Origin of the sequence: Oceanobacillus sojae (assembly GCF_007991515.1) — a bacterium.
In the GTDB taxonomy this organism is placed as follows: Bacteria; Bacillota; Bacilli; order Bacillales; family Amphibacillaceae; genus Oceanobacillus; species Oceanobacillus sojae.
Map to the genome: position 1 here is coordinate 320464 of NZ_BJYM01000003.1, position 17768 is coordinate 338231.

Sequence of the window (17768 nt, forward strand, 5' to 3'; positions counted from 1 at the left end):
ATCTATGGGAGGAGGTTAATTAAATCGTTCTTAAGTAATTCTCTTTCTCAATGCACTGGAAAGCAGGTCGACGATTAATACGACTACAACAATTCCGATGAGAATGATACCAACACGGTCCCAGCTCCTGCCCTGGATGGCAAAAATTAATGCTGTACCGACTCCACCGGCACCAATGAGCCCTAATGTAGCTGCAGAACGCATATTGATTTCAAAACGATAGAGTGTTGCGGAAATAAAACCTGGCAATACTTGAGGAATGACTCCAAAAGCAAGCTGCTGCAATTTATTCCCTCCAACAGCCGCAATCGATTCAACAGGTCCCGGATCCATAGCTTCTACTTCCTCTGCATATAATTTACCCAGCATCCCCATCGCTCCAATACCAAGTGCCAGCATCCCTGCAAATGCACCAGGTCCGACTACCTTGATAAAAAGAAGGGCGAGAATGATATCCGGAAGTGTACGGAAAAAGCTCAATACCCCTTTTCCACTTTGGGAAGTGATAAAGCTTTTACTTAAATTTTTGGCTGCCCAAAGCCCGACAGGAACCGCAAGAATAATAGACAGGAAAATACCGGCAATGGCAATAGCCAAGGTTTCCAGCAGTCCCCGGATTAAATCTTCACCGTCAGGACTATATACATAGCTCCAATCCGGAGAAATAAAGCCTTTTAATATATTTTTCGTAACAGGTCCCGCTGTTTCTTGAATACCTCTGAACTCAATTCCGGAGATTGCCCAGACGTATATAGCAATCAGGCCGATAAGAATAATTGCGATTTTTCCTCTTTTCCTGGCGCGTGCTTTTTTTAGTTGATCACGTTGACTCATAGCAGTTTCTCCCTTATCTTCAAACTAATTAAATCAATGATAATAACAACGACTAAGGTGTACAGAATCAGAGCCAGAACCTGATCGTAGGCGAAAAAACCAAGTGCGCGGTCATAGAAGACCCCAATACCGCCAGCTCCGACCAAACCAAGAATTGCTGCAGCACGGATATTAATTTCAAACGTATAAAGCACATAGGAAACAAAATGCGGCAGTATTTGCGGGACAACGCCGAAAGCAATCCATTGCAGTTTATTTGCGCCTACCGCAGTCATTGATTCCAATGGTCCGTTATCAATATTTTCAATTGCTTCAAAGGATAGCTTTGCAATAATACCAATCGAAAAAATAGATAACGCGACAATCCCTGCGAGAGGAGAGAACCCGAGAATTGCTGCAAAAATAGCAGCTAACAGTAAATCTGGAATGGTACGTAAAACGTTCAAACCAATTCGTGATAATTCCACCAGCCAGCGCAGCCGGAAAATATTACGCGCGCACAGGAACATAATAGGAATGGAAAATACCATCCCAATGGTTGTTCCTAAGAGAGCCATACGGATTGTCTCCAGCATGGCCGGCGTTGTTGTTGCTATATACGACCAGGCAGGCGGAAACATTCTGACAAATAAATCAACCATATTGTCGCTGTTCTGGATAAAAGTAAGCGGATTTGCTCCGATATAAATGGCACTAATTAACACAATTGCAAACAAACCAATGAGAAAAAAATAAAATGGCCACCTTGAAGGCTTCGCCGGGAGGGGTCCATTCAGTTTTGTGTCCATCATAGGTTTTCCTCCCCGAGCAATTCATCTTCTTTAAGTGAGCGACCGTAAATTTCTTCAAAAACCTCTGAGGTAGCCTCTTCCGGTGTGCCATCGAAGACAACTTTCCCTGCCTGAAGACCAATAATCCTTGTGGAATATTCTTTTGCCAGGTCAACAAAATGCAGATTGATAATTACTGTGACATCATCTTCTGTATTGATTTTTTTTAGATCGTCCATTACCTGTTTGGTAGTTACCGGATCAAGTGATGCTGTTGGTTCATCAGCCAGGATTATTTTTGCTTCCTGAGCCAATGTACGTGCAATGGAAACGCGCTGTTGCTGTCCGCCGGAAAGTTCACTGGATCTTGTATAAGCTTTATCCAATATATTCACTCTTTCCAATGCTTTTAAGGCAAGATCAACATCCTTTTGCGGAAAAAGGTTTAAAAGCGTCCGCAAAGTATTATTGTAAGCAACACGCCCAGAGAGAACATTGCGCAGCACACTGGAACGCTTTACAAGATTGAAGCTCTGAAAAATCATTCCGATGTCTCTGCGGATCATACGCAGCTGTTTTTCCGATGCAGACGTGATAGATTTTTCATCTATTTTTATATCACCGGAAGAAATATCAATGAGACGGTTGATCGAACGGAGCAATGTAGATTTACCTGCTCCTGATAAACCGACAATCGATACAAATTCGCCTTTATTAATTTTTAGATTAACGTCTTCTAATCCTTTTACACCATTTGAGTAGACTTTAGAAACGTCATTTAATTCAATCATATTTACCCAACTTTCTTATCAGAAATAGTCGGCCATAGGCTGACTGTATACAGATTCCCATATACACAAGATGCGGGAAGATGTTAAAAAATGCTGACAAATTTTAAAAAGGATGAATAAAAAGGATTTACCCTTTTAGACATCCTTTCAGGAATGATACTATAAAGCTTTAATCAGCTTGATAATCAATCACGGAATAAATGAAAGTAAAAGTTCCGTCTGTTGATCATATCTTAAGAAAGCTTTTTTTATAAATCTAATTTGCTATAGGAACAGTATGTTGTTTCTACTGTTCTTGAATGCGCTCTGAATATTCACGGACAATATCAAAATTGGAATCCTGGGATTCAACATAGCCTTCGTGTGTGTAAATGTCACGAACAATTTCCCGGCCTTCTTCGGACTCACCGACATTGATAAATGCCTGCTTGATTTTTTCTTTCCATTCTTCATCCATGTTCGTCTGTACAGCGATCGTATCGTTTGGAATAAGCTCTGTATGAGCAATCACCTTTGTATCTTCAAACACGTCAGGGAAATCAGATAAAACAACATTACGTGCATCCTGGAAGATTGCTGCAGCATCTGCTTCTCCATTAAGTACTGCCGTAACAGCTGCATCGTGTCCTTGAAGAGTTAACGGTTTTACATCTGTTAAAGGATCAATTCCCTCATCCATCAAAGCAGCAGCAGGCCAAACATAACCAGCTGAAGAAGTGATGTCCTGGAACGCAATGGTTTTACCTTTCAAGTCAGCTATGCTGTCAATATCGGAATCAGATTTTGCAATAAACATAGAGTAATAAGAGTCTACAAGTTCATCTGTGCTTGTACCGTCGTCATTTACACCGTAACGCTGAGACTGCAGTATTACATCTGCTGCACCGTATTCGTCATGTGCCTGCACATATGCATTCGGCGGCAGGAATCCTACATCAATTTGCTCGGAAGCCAATGCTTCGACAACAGAGTTATAATTTGTTGAAACACTTACAGTAACATCAATATCCAGCTCATTCTCCAGTAAATCTTCTAAAGGTTTTGCTTTTGCCTCTAAAGTTTCCGCATTTTGAGAAGGAACAAATTGTACTGTCAGTGAATCGGGTACGTATGTATCGCCATCTGATGAGTTATCGCCGTCAGCCGAATCATCTGAACTACCGCATGCAGCTAAAAATAATAAGGATACGGCAAACAGAAAAATGCCTGTTTTCTTCCACGTCATTGATAAAACCTCCTAGTAAAAAATATGGGTAATAGATTCGATTACCTATTATTTCGAAATTCTACATAATTATAACATGGAATATGTCAAATAATACATATAATTTTGCTAAAAAAAAGTAAATTATGACATAATGTTTGTTTTAAATGTAAAATATTAAAGTTTTGTAAAAGTAATGTTATTTTTTGACTACTTTGTTATAATAGAACATCATAGAAAGCGTTTTCAAAAATTAATTGGGAGGTATGTGTAGAATGAAGTATGCCTTGAGATGGACGATGTCAGCCTTGTCTTTTGTGTTGTTATTAACATTTGGAAGTATTGCTGCGGCAGAAGGTCCCAATGATCCAGCTCCTGTACTGAATCCTGAAGAGCCGAATGGGATGAAAGTTCTGTTTGACAATAGTCATGGTCAAACTGCAGGGCAATCTGACTGGGTAATTGATGGAGCATTTTCTGATTTTGCTGACGCATTGGTTGAAGAAGGATACGTTGTTCAGGAGCATCGAAGTACAGAACCTTTATCACTGGAAAATTTGGAAGATTTCAATGTACTTGTTATTCCAGAAGCACAAATTCCTTTTAAGACGTCTGAACAAGATGCGATTGTAGCATTTGCTGATAATGGTGGAGGTGTCTTCTTTATAGCCGATCATTATAATGCTGATCGAAATTTCAATCGCTGGGACTCGAATGAAATCATGAATGGCTGGCGGCGAGGAGCATATGAAGATCCGACAAAGGGAATGAACATCGGAGAGCAGGAAGCAATGAATGGAGTGGAGAGCACCGATTGGCTGAGTGAAGAATTCGGAGTCCGCTTCCGGTTTAATGCAATTGATAATACGATAGGAGACGACATCGTTCCTTCATCGGAGGCTTTTGGCATAACAGAAGGTATCGGTGAAGTAACTATTCATGCAGGGTCTACGCTGGCTGTAACGAATCCTGAAATTGCCAAAGGTATTGTGTATTTGCCTGAAGGTTTAACAGAAGGTGAAAATAAATGGAACAATGCTGTCGATCAGGGTGTTTATTTTGGCGGTGGAACAGATGAAGGTCCGTTTACAGCTATAGGAAAAAAAGGAGATGGAAAGTCTGCGTTTATTGGAGATTCTTCTCCAGTAGAGGACAGTACACCGAAGTATCGGAACGAAGAGCATGGAGAGACGAAGCGTACCTATGATGGATTTACGGATGCAGATAATGGTCTGTTACTGGTCAATATCGTGAATTGGCTGGCGGATCAAGAGGATTATCAGGCTTTTTCTGAGGTGGATATTCCTTTAGATGAGCCGTCTCCAATTTTAGATATGGAGACACCGGAAAATTCTTCGGAGCCTGAAAATGAACCATGGAGAGAGCCTGCGGAGGGCTACTTATGGTATGAACCGTCGACATTTGCTGATGGTGCTTTTGGATCTGAAGTGAGTCCGCCGAAAGATATCATATATAATATTGAGACACCGGAGGTAGTTCCTGTTGACGGTACGCCATTTGAAGCAACGATAACATTAACGGATATGGAACCTGGTCAAGTTATCGAAAATGCGGAAATGCAAATTTATCTTGACGGCGGGAAAGCTGTTTCACAAATACAGAATGAAGATGGAAGCTGGCCGGGCAACAGCTATGGCTACCAAAGCATTGGTATTTTAGAAGCGGATGAATCGGGAGAAGCTGAGGTCACAGTGACTATGCGGGTTGGTAATGGTGCCTCAGAAGGTAACGCAAATATCCGTCTTCGTCTGGGGGCTGGAAATAATGTTTATACGAAGACAATTATGCTTGGCGCTCAGAGTGTTTCTTTAGAATACAGCGAGGTAATCTATCCGATTGCAGGTTAGTCAGACAGATAAACGAATCAGATATTCCGATTCAATAAAGAGGTAGACAGAAAATCATATAACTTACAGTTTGAAAAACGGTAATTTACGAAGAACTATCATCTGTTATGCGGATGGTAGTTTTTTGTTGTGAAATTTTTTTTGAAGGCGAGGAAAAAAAGATAAAGCACACTAGTAGCTTAATTGAAATGAATATAACAAAGGAAAGTATTAATAGGATATAATTAAATGAAAAGTATGGAAAGGGAGAGCAAACTATATGACAAGTATTATCTTTGATTTACATTCACATCATGACCGCTGTGGACATGCAGAAGGAAAAATAGAAGATTATATTCAAGCAGCTATCGATCGAGGGCTTCATTACATAGGCATTTCTGATCATTCTCCATATTTTTATGCAGATGAAGATCAGCTTCATCCCGGAATAGCTATGGCCAAGAGTGAACTGAACAACTATGTAAAGGAAGTATTGTCACTAAAGGAAAAATATCAGGATAAAATTCATGTGCTATTAGGAATGGAAAGTGATTATTTTCCGGAGTATGAAGCGTTGTATAAAGAAAAATATAAGCAGTATCCTTTTGATTATATTATTGGCTCTGTACATTTTGTTCATGGCAAAAGTATTTTTCAAAGAGGCAGATGGGATAATTTATCGAAACAAGAACGTCTGGAGGAAAAAGAATCTTACTACCGTTTGATACAGCAATCTGCAAAGAGCGGTATGTTTCAGGTTCTTGGTCATATTGATGCAATGAAGGGGTTTCTATTAGATTTTCATGATGAAAAGACACCAATTATAGATGAGACATTGAAGGTGATTGCTGATGAAGGAGTTGCCATTGAAGTAAATACATCTGGTAAAAATAAAGATTGTGGCGGCTGGTACCCATCTCATGAAATATTGGAAAGAGCCTATTATTATGGAGTAGATATTTCCTTTGGCTCAGACTCACATGTTCCTTCCAGGATTGGCGATGATTATAAAGAGGTACAAGAAACATTAAGACAAATTGGCTTTAAGGAAATGGTTTATTTCGTAAATAAGAAAAGACATAATGTATTATTATAATTTTGAAGGCAGGAATGATTAGCTTTCATGGTGAAAAGTGGACGACGCATATAAGCTTCGTCCACTTTTTACAATATTATCCCTCTTTCAACATTTCCCGGGAAATAACGACAGTATTCAACTAGGGGTATTTAATATTTTAATAAACCTTTTAAATGCTTCTTTCTCTTTAAAAACTCCTGCGTCTTCCAATACCTTTGTAAATTTCTGGCCGAGTTCCCTTTGTATAATCATACCTGCCTGTTCAGAATTTGAGCAGATACCATAATTCTGTCTAATCTGCTCTGCCCATTCTTGATGATAGGCCTCTATATTAGATGGCTCTCCACATAAAAAATGCTGGATTTCGATAAGCTCATCTTTTAAACGCGGAGGTAATACGGCAAGACCCATCACTTCAATTAAACCTATATTTTCCTTCTTAATATGATGAACATCTTTATGAGGATGAAAAATGCCCAGAGGGTGCTCGTCTGAAGTCCGGTTATTACGCAGAACAAGATCAAGCTCATAGCTGTTATCCCGCATTCTTGCAATTGGTGTAATGGTGTTATGAGGTATGTCCTCAGAAAAAGCTCGAATGCCGGCTTGTTTATCATCATAATATTTCCATGTTTGCAGGATGTGATTTGCCAGAGACAGCAGAGCTTTTTTATTTTTGCTATGCAGACGGATAACGGACAATGGCCAGTTTAAAATGGATGCAGTTACATCAGAATAACGCTGCAGATCAATAGAAAAGGCAGTCTCGGCATTTGTCATGGTAAATTCATAATTTCCCGCCTGATAATGATCATGGCTTAGAATCGAACCGCCAACAATCGGTAAATCAGCATTGGAGCCAATAAAATAATGTGGGAACTTTTCTGTGAAAGTAACAAGCCTTTCAAATGTATCCTGATTAATTTTCATATCCCGGTGCTTTTCAGATAATACGATACTATGCTCATTGTAATAAACATAGGGGGAGTATTGAAAATACCAGTTTTCATCGCCTAAAGGAACCTTCACTAAACGGTGATTAGCCCGGGCAGGATAACCGACTCTGCCCTTGTAGCCTTCATTTTCCACACATAATAAACATTTTGGATAAGAAATGGATTGCTTCATTTGCCTTTCCCGTTTTAATTGTTCAGGGTCTTTTTCCGGTTTGGACAAATTAATGGTTATATCGAGCTTGCCGTAAGCTGTTTCTGCTTTAAAGTGGATATTTTTCTTAATCCGGTTCATCTGTATATAATTACTGTTCTTACTTAAGTTGTAAAAATAATCGGTTGCTGCTTTCGGAGATGCTTCATATTTTTTATAAAAGGCTGCTTGTATTTCAGAAGGACGGGCAACGAAGCAATTCATTATATTTGCAGCAAATATCTCTTTTTCATCAAAAATGTCTTCAATCAGCTGCTGTTCTACAGCGTAGGCTAGGACTTCTTCTAATAGATTAGGGATAGTATCCTGTAACGCTTCTGGCATTTCTTCGGGTATGGATTCTAGATTTAATAAAGCAATAACCTGATTACGCACATAAATTTGATCAGCGGATTCGATTAACCCATTTTTTGTGGATTGCTGGATAAGCCCTTCGATGATGGAGTAAATCATTTTATATTTCCTCTTCCACTGTATCCATGTGGATTTGCACTATGCCAATTCCATGCATCCCGTATCATTTTTTCAATAGATGTGCGGGATGGATTCCATTCGAGTATGCTTTTTGCTTTTTCAGAGCTGGCAATAAGCATGGCAGGATCACCTGCCCGGCGTCCACTCATTTTTTCAGTGATATCGATCCCTGTGACAGATCTTGCTGCGGCAATCACTTCTTTTACTGAAAATCCTTGACTGCTCCCTAAGTTAAAGATATCGCTCTTTTCATGATTGTCTAAGTACTCCAAGGCTAGCAAATGCGCCTCGATAAGGTCCTCCACATGGATATAATCTCGGATACATGTACCATCCGCTGTTTCATAATCATCACCAAAAATAGAAATATGTTCTCTCTGCCCCAGAGCCGTTTGTAAAATAATAGGTATCAAATGTGTCTCTGGAGTATGGTCCTCACCAATCTCAGCTGTTTCTCTGGCGCCGGCAACATTAAAATAGCGAAGAGAAATATAATTTAAATCATGCGCCTGTGCTGTCCACTTCATGAGCTTCTCCATGATGAGCTTAGTTTCACCGTAGGTATTTGCAGGAAGACAGTCCATTTCTTCTGTAATTGGCATGGATGCTGCTTCACCGTAGGTTGCAGCACTGGAAGAGAAGACGATTTTTTTCACGTTATGCTCTATCATCACCTTCAATAAGATTTGTGTACCGTACACATTATTATCAAAATACTTTAGCGGATTTTCCATCGATTCTCCAACTAAGGAGTTTGCAGCAAAATGAAGGACAGCATCAATCGATTCCTTGGTAAATACTTCACGAAGAAAAGAGATATTACGTATATCTCCCTGATAAAAGATAGCCTTTGGGTGAATAGCTTCTGGATGACCGGTTTCCAAGTTATCGACAACAACAACCTGTTGTCCTTGGTCAATTAACTGATACACCGCATGAGAACCAATATAACCAGCTCCGCCTAAAACTAAAATACTCATAGGATTTCTCCTTCCATAATTTCTTTCGCTCCATCTGCAATGGAAGCTAGATAGAATGTAGCGTCATAGCCAATGATATTTTGATAGATTTGATTAACATTCAGCTTAAAATTATCAACAAAGTCCTGATGGATAATAGCAATAGCACAGCCGCCAAAACCTGCCCCTGTCATACGGGCACCGATAACACCTTCCTGCTCCCAGGCAGCATGCACAATTGTATCCAGTTCAAGACCAGTCACTTCATAATCATTCTGCAGAGAACGATGTGATTCATTCATCAAAGCTCCAAAAGCGGTCAAATTACCTTTATGCAGATCTTCGAAAGCCCGCAGTGTACGTGCGTTTTCATAGACAGCATGCCTGGCGCGTTTTTGATGGATTTTATTCGTAATAGCGTGTTTGTTATCTTCAAACTGTTTTGTTGATAATTCACCGAGACTCTGGATAGGGAGACTTTTTTGAAGCTCTGCTAATGCTTCTTTGCACTCAGTGAATCGTTCATTATATTTAGAACCTGCCAGGGTCCGCTGTTTATTCGTATTAATAATGATAATAATATGGTCCTGTAACGCGATAGGAGCGTACTGATAATTCAGTGTCTGACAGTCTAACAATATTGCGTTATCTTTTTTTCCCATGCCAATAGCAAATTGATCCATGATTCCGCTGTTGACACCAATGTATTTATTTTCGACTTTCTGGCCGATTTGAATCATTTCTATGCTGTCAATCTCTAAATGAAAAAGTCCTTCTAATAAAACACCGGTTGCTAATTCAATAGATGCTGAAGAGGAGAGGCCTGCACCATTGGGGATATTGCCATAAAATAAAATATCCGCACCAGAGTCTAACGCATACCCTTGATCCACTATATATTGAATCATCCCCTTAGGATAATTAGCCCAAGCATGCTTCTGTTGAAAAGAAAGCTCATCCAGTGTACATTCAATGATACCATTTTCAGAGAAATTTAATGAATAAAATCGAAATGTATTATCTGTACGTTTTCTCCCGAGAGCATACGTACCAAGTGAGATAGATGCTGGAAAAACATGCCCGCCATTGTAATCAGTATGCTCACCAATAAGATTGATACGTCCTGGAGCAAAGAATTTTCTCGGTACATCCGATGTATTAAAAGTTTTTTGGAATAGTTTTGTTAAATTTACCATCGGGGCCTCCTTATTATTTAAAGTAAGCAGTTTATATCCATACATATTTTTGACGTTGTGCAATTATCAAACTTTTGCTATAAACATTCGCATTTTACGGATTTGAACACAATGGATATAAATAGCTACAAAATTCTAAAAATAAATTATGTTATTTTATTAATTTAATTAATTAAGTTTTATTTTACAATTGATTAATTAAATCTGCAAGAGGATTTTGTTAAAACAGGCTGGTGATAACTATAATGAAGGAAATAAGAAATATACTCAATCAAATAATAACGTAAAGCCAGACTAGACAGCCTATATTCCGCAGATTAAGATGGAGGATAGAGATACTTTTCTATCAAGTCTTTATAATTTAGAAGGGATGAAGTAAAGTGAAGCAAATAATTGAAAATGATTGGTTAAAAGTTGAAATAGACAGTAATGGCGCGGAAATACAAACTGTAGAGCATAAGAAGAATAAAATTAATTATATGTGGACAGGAGACAGCGCATATTGGGGACGCGTATCACCAGTACTATTTCCGATCGTCGGCCGTTTGAAAGAGGATCAATATCAGCTTGAAGGGAAAACATATGAGATGTCGCAGCACGGATTTTTAAGAGATATTGATTTTGAGCTGAGCACACACTCTGGGGAGAATGCTTCATTTGAAATGGCTTCTAATGGGCGTTTTAAAGATATCTATCCATATGAATTTAAAGCGGTTATCACCTATACGCTGAATCAGAATTCTCTTTCCGTTGATTGGAAAATTGAAAACCAAAATAGTGGAGAGATGTATTTTTCAATTGGCGCACATCCTGCTTTCCGAATTCCGCTTATAGAAAATGAAGGGTTAGAGGACTACCACTTAAAATTTACACCTGCTCCAAATAAAGAAGTCATGGAATATGAATTGGAAAATGCACTGATTCAAGAGAAAGGAGTCCGTACTAATTTGTCGGATACCCGGGTGCAGCCGGAGCTGTTTGCAAAGGATGCGATGATATACAGTCATATAGATCGAATTGAACTTGTTTCTGCAAAATCAAATCATGGTATAGAGGTAGGGTTTACTGACTTTCCTTTTGTAGGAATCTGGTCTAAATATAATAAAGAAAAAAATAGCATAGCTCCATTTCTATGTATTGAACCATGGTACGGTGTTGCAGATACACATGATACAACAGGAGATTTAAAAGAAAAGTTTGGAATTAATCAATTAGAAGCAGGCGGTGTTTTTCAGAAGGCGTATACAATGATATTTAAATGATTTTGATGGAGGGCGCTCTTCTGATAATTACTGCAATTCTCGTTCGAAAGTGTTATACTATTTAGAAATAATATGGCATAATTAAAGGGGGATTTGGGAATTGAATACAAAATACCTTGATTTATTAGCGGAGAAATATGATAGCGAAGAGAAGGTAGTTACAGAGATTATCAATTTAGAGTCAATTTTAGATTTGCCAAAGGGGACGGAGCATTTTGTAAGTGATTTACACGGGGAATATCAAGCTTTTCAGCATGTGCTCCGGAACGGTTCCGGTAAAGTAAGAGAGAAGATAAATGATATTTTTAAAGATACCTTATCAGAGGAAGATATTAATGATTTTGCTGCGCTGGTTTATTACCCGGAAGATAAACTGAAGCTTATTAAACATCAATTTAATTCAAAGCAGGCGTTAGACGAATGGTATGCAGAGAAAATTCATCATATGATTCATTTAATTTCCTATGCTTCCTCCAAATATACACGTTCAAAGCTGCGTAAGGCATTGCCGGAGCAATTTGTCTATATTATTGAAGAGCTTTTGTATAAGACGGATGAATATACAAATAAGAAGCCATATTATGAGAAGATTGTTCAAAAAATTATCTCGCTTGGTCAGGCAGAGAAGCTGATTATTGGCTTATCCTATACAACGCAGCGTCTTGTCGTAGATCACCTGCATGTTGTTGGAGATATCTATGATCGTGGACCAGAGCCCGATAAAATTATGGAAACACTGATTGGATACCATTCGATTGATATCCAATGGGGCAATCATGATGTGCTTTGGATTGGCGCATATGCAGGCTCTAAGGTTTGTCTGGCCAATATTATTCGAATCTGTGCCCGTTATGATAATTTAGATATCATAGAGGATGCTTATGGTATTAACTTACGCCCATTACTTAACCTGGCGGAAAAGTATTATGGAGATAATCCAGCTTTCCGTCCTAAAAAACATTCAGATCAGAATATTACGGATCAGGAAAAATTACAGATTACGAAGATTCACCAAGCAATTGCCATGATCCAGTTTAAGCTGGAAAGCCCGATTATTAAACGTCGTTCTTTCTTTAATATGGAAGAAAGGCTGGTATTAGAAAAAACGGATTACGAGAAACAGGAAATCACGGTATATGGGAAGACTTATCCGCTGGAAAACACATGTTTTTCTACCATTGACCCGTCTGATCCTGCCAAGCTGTTACCAGAGGAAGAGGAAGTCATTGATAAGCTTCTGCTCTCGGTACAGCAATCAGAGAAGCTGAAAAGGCATATGAACTTCCTGATGAAAAAAGGAAGTCTGTATCTGAAATATAATGGAAACCTATTAATTCATGGCTGTATTCCTGTTGATGAAAATGGAAATATGGAGCAGATGGAGATTGAGGGAAAAGCATACAAGGGAAGAGAATTGCTGGATAAATTTGAGTCTTATTTGCGCCATGCTTTTGCACATAAAGAATTGACAGATGATTTAGCGACGGATATGGTGTGGTATTTATGGACAGGAGAATATTCTTCACTCTTCGGTAAACGGGCTATGACCACTTTTGAACGTTACTTTATTTCGGATAAGGTATCTCATAAAGAAGAAAAAAATCCATACTATTATTTACGTGAGAATGTGGAAATGTGCCGTAAGATGCTGGAAGAATTTGAACTGGACCCAAGTCAGGGGCATATTATTAATGGACATACACCAGTAAAAGAAATAGATGGCGAGAATCCAATTAAAGCAAACGGGAAAATGATTGTTATCGACGGCGGGTTCTCAAAAGCCTATCAATCTACGACAGGTATCGCCGGCTATACTTTACTATATAATTCATTTGGAATGCAGCTCGTTGCCCATCAGCATTTTAATTCAAAAGAAGATGTTGTATTAAATGGTGCTGATGTTTTATCTGTCCGGCGGGTGGTAGACAAAGAGCTGGAACGGAAAAAGGTCAGGGAAACCAATATCGGAGCTAAGCTGCAAGAAGAAATTGAAATGCTGAATCAGCTGATGGCATATCGTTATATTAATTAAATAGGGTTAAGACCAGGCATTTAGAATGCCTGGTCTTTGTGTTGAAAAGAGCCGGGATAACTTTTCCTTTGAAAAAGTATGAAACTGATATATAATAAATCTAACAAACTTATATGGAATTTATTTTGGTTCATTTACAATGCTGTAAATGATTAAAAAGGAATCAGGTGAAAATCCTGAACGGTCCGGCCACTGTAAATGGTAGGTTCACTCTATATTGCCACTGGATACTTCCGGGAAGGCGGAGTGGATGACAGCCATGAGTCAGGAGACTTGCCAAAGTAATATGCACAGCTGCCTTCTGGGAAAAGGAGATGCATACTGGTAATTCAATGAATACAAATTGAATTCTATTTGCTGCTCTCAACTTAAGACAGGTGAGGGTTTTTTTAATGTGTATAGAGCGAGAAGTGCTATGTACAGCATTTATTGCCGCTACTTACTTTGGTTTGTGCGAAACCAAAAGTTTGTTAAGCATTCGGGAGCCTTGCAATGCAGCAGGCTGAAAAAGCCTTACATGGATCGTGGGGCTGCATCGTTACGCAGAAGTAACCAGCTCGGACAGAGGTAATTACAAAGAGGTAATACCTTCCATGCTGGAAGATTCGCTCCAAAGAAGTGGTGAACCTTCCAGCTTCTAAATTAAAATTGACAAGGTTAACAGATTAATAGTACACTACAGGTAACACAAAGACGTGTAGTTTTAAAAGCAGAGGAGCTTTGCAGAATGATAAATTCTGTAGAGCTCCTCTGCCTTTTTTTATGCCAAAAAATGAGGAGGAGTTTTCTTGAAAAAGGTGGCTTTTCAAACGGATATTTACTACGGGAAGAACGCTTTGGATTATTTGAAAACAGTTAGTGCTAAACGGATTTTCATTGTTGTGGATCCCTTTTTAAAAGAAACAGAGATTTTGGAGAAAATAGAAGGGTATCTTTCAGAAGGAGATAATGTGTGGCGGTTATTTACGGATGTTGTGCCTGATCCGCCGATAGAGAATGTTGCTGCCGGTGTAGAGGCAATGAAGGATTTTGAGCCTGATTTTGTCATTGCCATTGGCGGAGGATCGGCAATGGATGCGGCAAAAGCGATGAAGGATATCGCCAGGAAGGTATATTCTATTGACCAGCTCCCGCTTCTTGCTATTCCAACAACAAGCGGCACAGGGTCGGAAGTAACCTCCTATTCTGTTATAACGGATCAAAATAAAGGAGTAAAGTACCCGTTAACAGCAGATTCTCTTATTCCGGAGACGACTATTTTAGATGTAGAGCTTGTGAAAACTGTCCCTAAACCGATTGTGGCTGATACAGGGATGGATGCCTTAACACATGCTGTAGAGGCTTATGTTGCGAAAAATGCCAATGATTTTTCAGATGCCATGGCGGAGAAGGCCATTCGTCTGTTGTTTGATTATTTGCCAAAATCCTATCAAAATGAACAGGACGAAGAAGCAAAGGAAAAAGTTCATCATGCTTCTACATTGGCTGGTTTTGCATTTAATACGGCCGGTTTAGGGATCAATCATAGTATTGCTCATGCCAGCGGGGCAAGGTTTCATGTTCCACATGGCCGTCTGAATGCTATTTTACTCCCGCACGTCATTGCTTTTAATGCAGGTATCCATCAAAATCACCATCAGTATATAACTCCGGCAGCAGAAAGATATGCAATGCTTGCCCGGTTATTGAATCTTCCTGCAGCAAATCATGCCAGCGGAGTAAGAAGCCTTATTAAAGAAATAGAGAAGCTCCGGAAAAAGTTAGACATTGCTGCCAATTTAAAAGAATATCAATTGGAATACAATGATGAGATAGAAAGAGAAATTGCAGAGGCTTCATTAAACGACAGCTGCACAAATATGAACCCTGTTAAACCGGCCCCTCAGGATATCACAGCTATTTTAAAAAAGATAAGATAATTATGCGGATTGACTTCAGTGTAAAAGAGGCTTGCAAGAAAGTGCTTTCAAATATATAATGGTTGTAGAAGCACAATGGCGTGCATAAGTAATCAAATGAATGCAGTTAGTTGATGATAAAAGCAAAGGGGCTTTGGAAAAGAATGTATCTTTTTCATGCCCCTTTTTTGCATTTTTTACGGCTGAAGTCTTATTAAATTCTTCAATAATCAATAATCAACAATGAATTATACTGTTTAAGGAGTATGGATATGAATGAAAAAATTGTGATAGTCGATGATGAACCTATTACAAAGATGGATTTGCAGGAGCTTTTGGAAGAAGCCGGGTACAATGTAGTAGGACAGGCTTCCGACGGATTTGAAGCAATTGATGTTTGTCAGGAACAACGTCCAGATCTCGTTATCATGGATATAAAAATGCCTGTACTGGATGGACTCAAGGCCAGTAAGAAGATCATGTATGACAAGATTGCCGGAGGTATATTGCTGCTTACTGCTTTTTACGATGAAGCATTTGTGAAAAAAGCAAGAGAAATTGGGGCTCTTGGATATTTAGTGAAGCCGCTGGATGAAAAATCATTTATTCCGACAGTGGAAATGTGCTTATCACGGGCAGAAAAGATCCAGTCCCTGGAAAAGCAGGTGCAGGAAGTATCTCAAAAGCTGGAAGACCGGAAGATTATTGATATAGCTAAGGGTTTATTAATGAAAGAGAGAAATCTGGATGAGCAGGAGGCTTATAAGCTTCTCCGGAAAATGAGTATGGATGGAAGGAAGTCCATCAGTGAAGTTGCAAGGACGATAGCTATTGTTTATGAATAAACAAATAGATAAAATTATGGAATTATGCAAGAAGTATACAGAAATGACAGATAAAGAGATTGAAATTATTTATCAGAAAGCGCATGCTCTGGATGAACTGGCAACTATTTTTGATTGTGATATTTTTATAGATGTTCCTCTGAAGAACAGTACTGCCTCCATCGTTATTTATCATGTTCTTCCTGTATCGAAGGAATCACTCTATGAGCAATCTCCTGTAGGCCAGCCGGCAATGAAGATGAATGAACCGGGGGTCTGGAAGGTTTCACGGGCTGGTGGAAAGCTGAAAGGATATAAAGCGTTCACACAGGAAAATGTGTTTATCCGGCAAAATATATATGCCATTGAATATCAGGACAAGATTCTTGGAACATATATTATGGAAACGCCTTTTCATGAAGTGCAGAAGGATGGAACAGAAGAACAAAATGATTATATGGTTATGACTGCCCGATTAAACAACTATATTGATGATGCTATCTATTTTTTTGACTCATCCAGCAGGCTGATTTTTCAAAATGAGAAAGCAGATAGTATTTTAAAAGACAGTTTACAGGAGGAAGTTTATTATAATCAATTGTTTGGCAATCAAATTCCTTATAGTGATCTGGTCTTAAATGATAAAAAAGCATTTATGAAGGAAATTGAGCTCGATGATAAATTTTATATGATGAAGCGGATTATTCTCGAGGATGATAAGCTGGAATTTGCGATTATTCTAAGGGATATTACGCAATTGAAAAACAAAGAAGCTGAAATTATTTCCAAGACAGAGGCAATTCGGGAAACGCATCACCGCATAAAAAATAATTTGCAGACAATGGCTTCTCTTTTGCGGATGGAGAAAAGAAGAAGTGAGAATGAAGAAATTAAGCATATTTTATCAGACAATATGAATCGGGTAATGTCTATTGCTGCTACGCACGATATTTTAGCAAGACAGCTCGGTGATAAAGTAGAGTTAAGCGAAGTAATTAAATTTATTGTGAATAATATGCATCGGAGCTATATGCTTTTAAACAACCTTGAATTAAGTCTTGATGCAGAGGAATCTATTATTGTCAGAAGTGAAATCGCCACATCTGTTTCTCTTATTGTGAATGAACTCGTACAAAACAGTTATAACCATGCTTTCATAGGGAAAAGCAATGGGAAGCTGAAGGTTTCTTTGAAAAAACAAGATGACACAGTATTTATCACCGTTGCAGATAATGGTATAGGCTTTTCAATCGATGAAATTAAAAAGAATAGCCTGGGGTTAGTTATCGTTCAAAATTATGTGAAAGACAAGTTGAAAGGAACGATTCAATTTAATCGCCAGAAAAAGGGTATGGAAGTTACCTTTCAATTTAAACAGACACTGTACAATGATGTATAAGTGAATCCGAAAGCAAAGAAGCTTAAGGTATAA

General features: G+C 38.7%; 14 protein-coding genes and 1 riboswitch. Of the genes, 7 read left to right on the top strand and 7 right to left on the bottom strand.

Translation table 11 applies throughout. The features are described 5' to 3' along the window. Positions 1-30: 30 nt before the first annotated feature. From phnE (OSO01_RS05175) to OSO01_RS05190, 4 genes are all read right to left on the bottom strand, one after another. Positions 31-834, bottom strand: coding sequence for a phosphonate ABC transporter, permease protein PhnE (gene phnE / locus OSO01_RS05175; protein ID WP_147209339.1), 804 nt, complete (start codon positions 832-834; stop codon positions 31-33). Next, positions 831-1622, bottom strand: coding sequence for a phosphonate ABC transporter, permease protein PhnE (phnE, locus tag OSO01_RS05180; protein ID WP_147209415.1), 792 nt, complete (start codon positions 1620-1622; stop codon positions 831-833). The genes phnE (OSO01_RS05175) and phnE (OSO01_RS05180) overlap by 4 nt, the downstream gene beginning before the upstream one ends. Next, entirely contained in the window at positions 1622-2395 is a 774-nt protein-coding gene (gene phnC / locus OSO01_RS05185) for a phosphonate ABC transporter ATP-binding protein (RefSeq protein WP_147209340.1), read from the bottom strand. The genes phnE (OSO01_RS05180) and phnC overlap by 1 nt, the downstream gene beginning before the upstream one ends. A gap of 286 nt (positions 2396-2681) precedes the next feature. Further along, entirely contained in the window at positions 2682-3620 is a 939-nt protein-coding gene (locus OSO01_RS05190) for a phosphate/phosphite/phosphonate ABC transporter substrate-binding protein (protein WP_147209341.1), read from the bottom strand. A 254-nt stretch (positions 3621-3874) separates the two neighbouring features. Between OSO01_RS05190 and OSO01_RS05195 the strand changes: the two genes are divergently transcribed. Continuing rightward, positions 3875-5467: a motility-associated ABC transporter substrate-binding family protein gene (locus tag OSO01_RS05195; protein WP_147209342.1), complete on the top strand. Its 1593-nt coding sequence runs from the start codon at positions 3875-3877 to the stop codon at positions 5465-5467. A 268-nt stretch (positions 5468-5735) separates the two neighbouring features. Continuing rightward, positions 5736-6542, top strand: a complete 807-nt coding sequence (locus OSO01_RS05200; RefSeq protein WP_147209416.1) for a histidinol-phosphatase — start codon at positions 5736-5738, stop codon at positions 6540-6542. A gap of 117 nt (positions 6543-6659) precedes the next feature. Here OSO01_RS05200 and galT read toward each other — a convergent pair whose 3' ends face one another. From galT to OSO01_RS05215, 3 genes are read right to left on the bottom strand one after another with little or no spacing between them, the layout of a single operon-like run. Further along, the gene (gene galT, locus OSO01_RS05205) at positions 6660-8144 is read right to left on the bottom strand and encodes a UDP-glucose--hexose-1-phosphate uridylyltransferase (protein ID WP_147209343.1); all 1485 of its coding nucleotides are present in this window, start codon (positions 8142-8144) and stop codon (positions 6660-6662) included. Beyond that, positions 8141-9145, bottom strand: a complete 1005-nt coding sequence (gene galE / locus OSO01_RS05210; protein WP_147209345.1) for a UDP-glucose 4-epimerase GalE — start codon at positions 9143-9145, stop codon at positions 8141-8143. The genes galT and galE overlap by 4 nt, the downstream gene beginning before the upstream one ends. Further along, positions 9142-10320: a galactokinase gene (locus tag OSO01_RS05215; protein WP_147209346.1), complete on the bottom strand. Its 1179-nt coding sequence runs from the start codon at positions 10318-10320 to the stop codon at positions 9142-9144. Before OSO01_RS05215 ends, galE begins: the two co-directional genes overlap by 4 nt. A 380-nt stretch (positions 10321-10700) precedes the next feature. Here OSO01_RS05215 and OSO01_RS05220 point away from each other — a divergent pair, with 380 nt between their 5' ends. The 5 genes from OSO01_RS05220 to OSO01_RS05240 all read left to right on the top strand — a co-directional run bounded on the left by OSO01_RS05220 (position 10701) and on the right by OSO01_RS05240 (position 17735). Next, entirely contained in the window at positions 10701-11582 is an 882-nt protein-coding gene (locus tag OSO01_RS05220; RefSeq protein WP_147209348.1) for an aldose 1-epimerase family protein, read from the top strand. Positions 11583-11682: 100 nt separating this feature from the next. Next, positions 11683-13614: a fructose-1,6-bisphosphatase gene (locus tag OSO01_RS05225; protein ID WP_147209349.1), complete on the top strand. Its 1932-nt coding sequence runs from the start codon at positions 11683-11685 to the stop codon at positions 13612-13614. A 109-nt stretch (positions 13615-13723) separates the two neighbouring features. After that, positions 13724-13909, top strand: a riboswitch (cobalamin riboswitch). A gap of 493 nt (positions 13910-14402) precedes the next feature. Next, a complete protein-coding gene (locus tag OSO01_RS05230) occupies positions 14403-15533 on the top strand; it encodes a 1-propanol dehydrogenase PduQ (protein ID WP_147209351.1) in 1131 nt (376 codons plus the stop codon). Between the two features lie 251 nt (positions 15534-15784). Continuing rightward, the gene (locus OSO01_RS05235) at positions 15785-16357 is read left to right on the top strand and encodes an ANTAR domain-containing response regulator (protein ID WP_147209352.1); all 573 of its coding nucleotides are present in this window, start codon (positions 15785-15787) and stop codon (positions 16355-16357) included. Continuing rightward, positions 16350-17735 (top strand): histidine kinase N-terminal domain-containing protein, encoded by a 1386-nt coding sequence (locus OSO01_RS05240; protein ID WP_147209354.1) that lies wholly within the window; start codon positions 16350-16352, stop codon positions 17733-17735. Before OSO01_RS05235 ends, OSO01_RS05240 begins: the two co-directional genes overlap by 8 nt. Positions 17736-17768 lie beyond the last annotated feature (33 nt).

Bases quoted from the DNA above. Each gene is read 5' to 3' on its own strand.
- phnE (WP_147209339.1), bottom strand. From the start codon at position 834: ATGAGTCAACGTGATCAACTAAAAAAAGCACGCGCCAGGAAAAGAGGA.
- phnE (WP_147209415.1), bottom strand. From the start codon at position 1,622: ATGGACACAAAACTGAATGGACCCCTCCCGGCGAAGCCTTCAAGGTGG.
- phnC (WP_147209340.1), bottom strand. From the start codon at position 2,395: ATGATTGAATTAAATGACGTTTCTAAAGTCTACTCAAATGGTGTAAAA.
- OSO01_RS05190 (WP_147209341.1), bottom strand. From the start codon at position 3,620: ATGACGTGGAAGAAAACAGGCATTTTTCTGTTTGCCGTATCCTTATTA.
- OSO01_RS05195 (WP_147209342.1), top strand. From the start codon at position 3,875: ATGAAGTATGCCTTGAGATGGACGATGTCAGCCTTGTCTTTTGTGTTG.
- galT (WP_147209343.1), bottom strand. From the start codon at position 8,144: ATGATTTACTCCATCATCGAAGGGCTTATCCAGCAATCCACAAAAAAT.
- galE (WP_147209345.1), bottom strand. From the start codon at position 9,145: ATGAGTATTTTAGTTTTAGGCGGAGCTGGTTATATTGGTTCTCATGCG.
- OSO01_RS05215 (WP_147209346.1), bottom strand. From the start codon at position 10,320: ATGGTAAATTTAACAAAACTATTCCAAAAAACTTTTAATACATCGGAT.
- OSO01_RS05235 (WP_147209352.1), top strand. From the start codon at position 15,785: ATGAATGAAAAAATTGTGATAGTCGATGATGAACCTATTACAAAGATG.
- OSO01_RS05240 (WP_147209354.1), top strand. From the start codon at position 16,350: ATGAATAAACAAATAGATAAAATTATGGAATTATGCAAGAAGTATACA.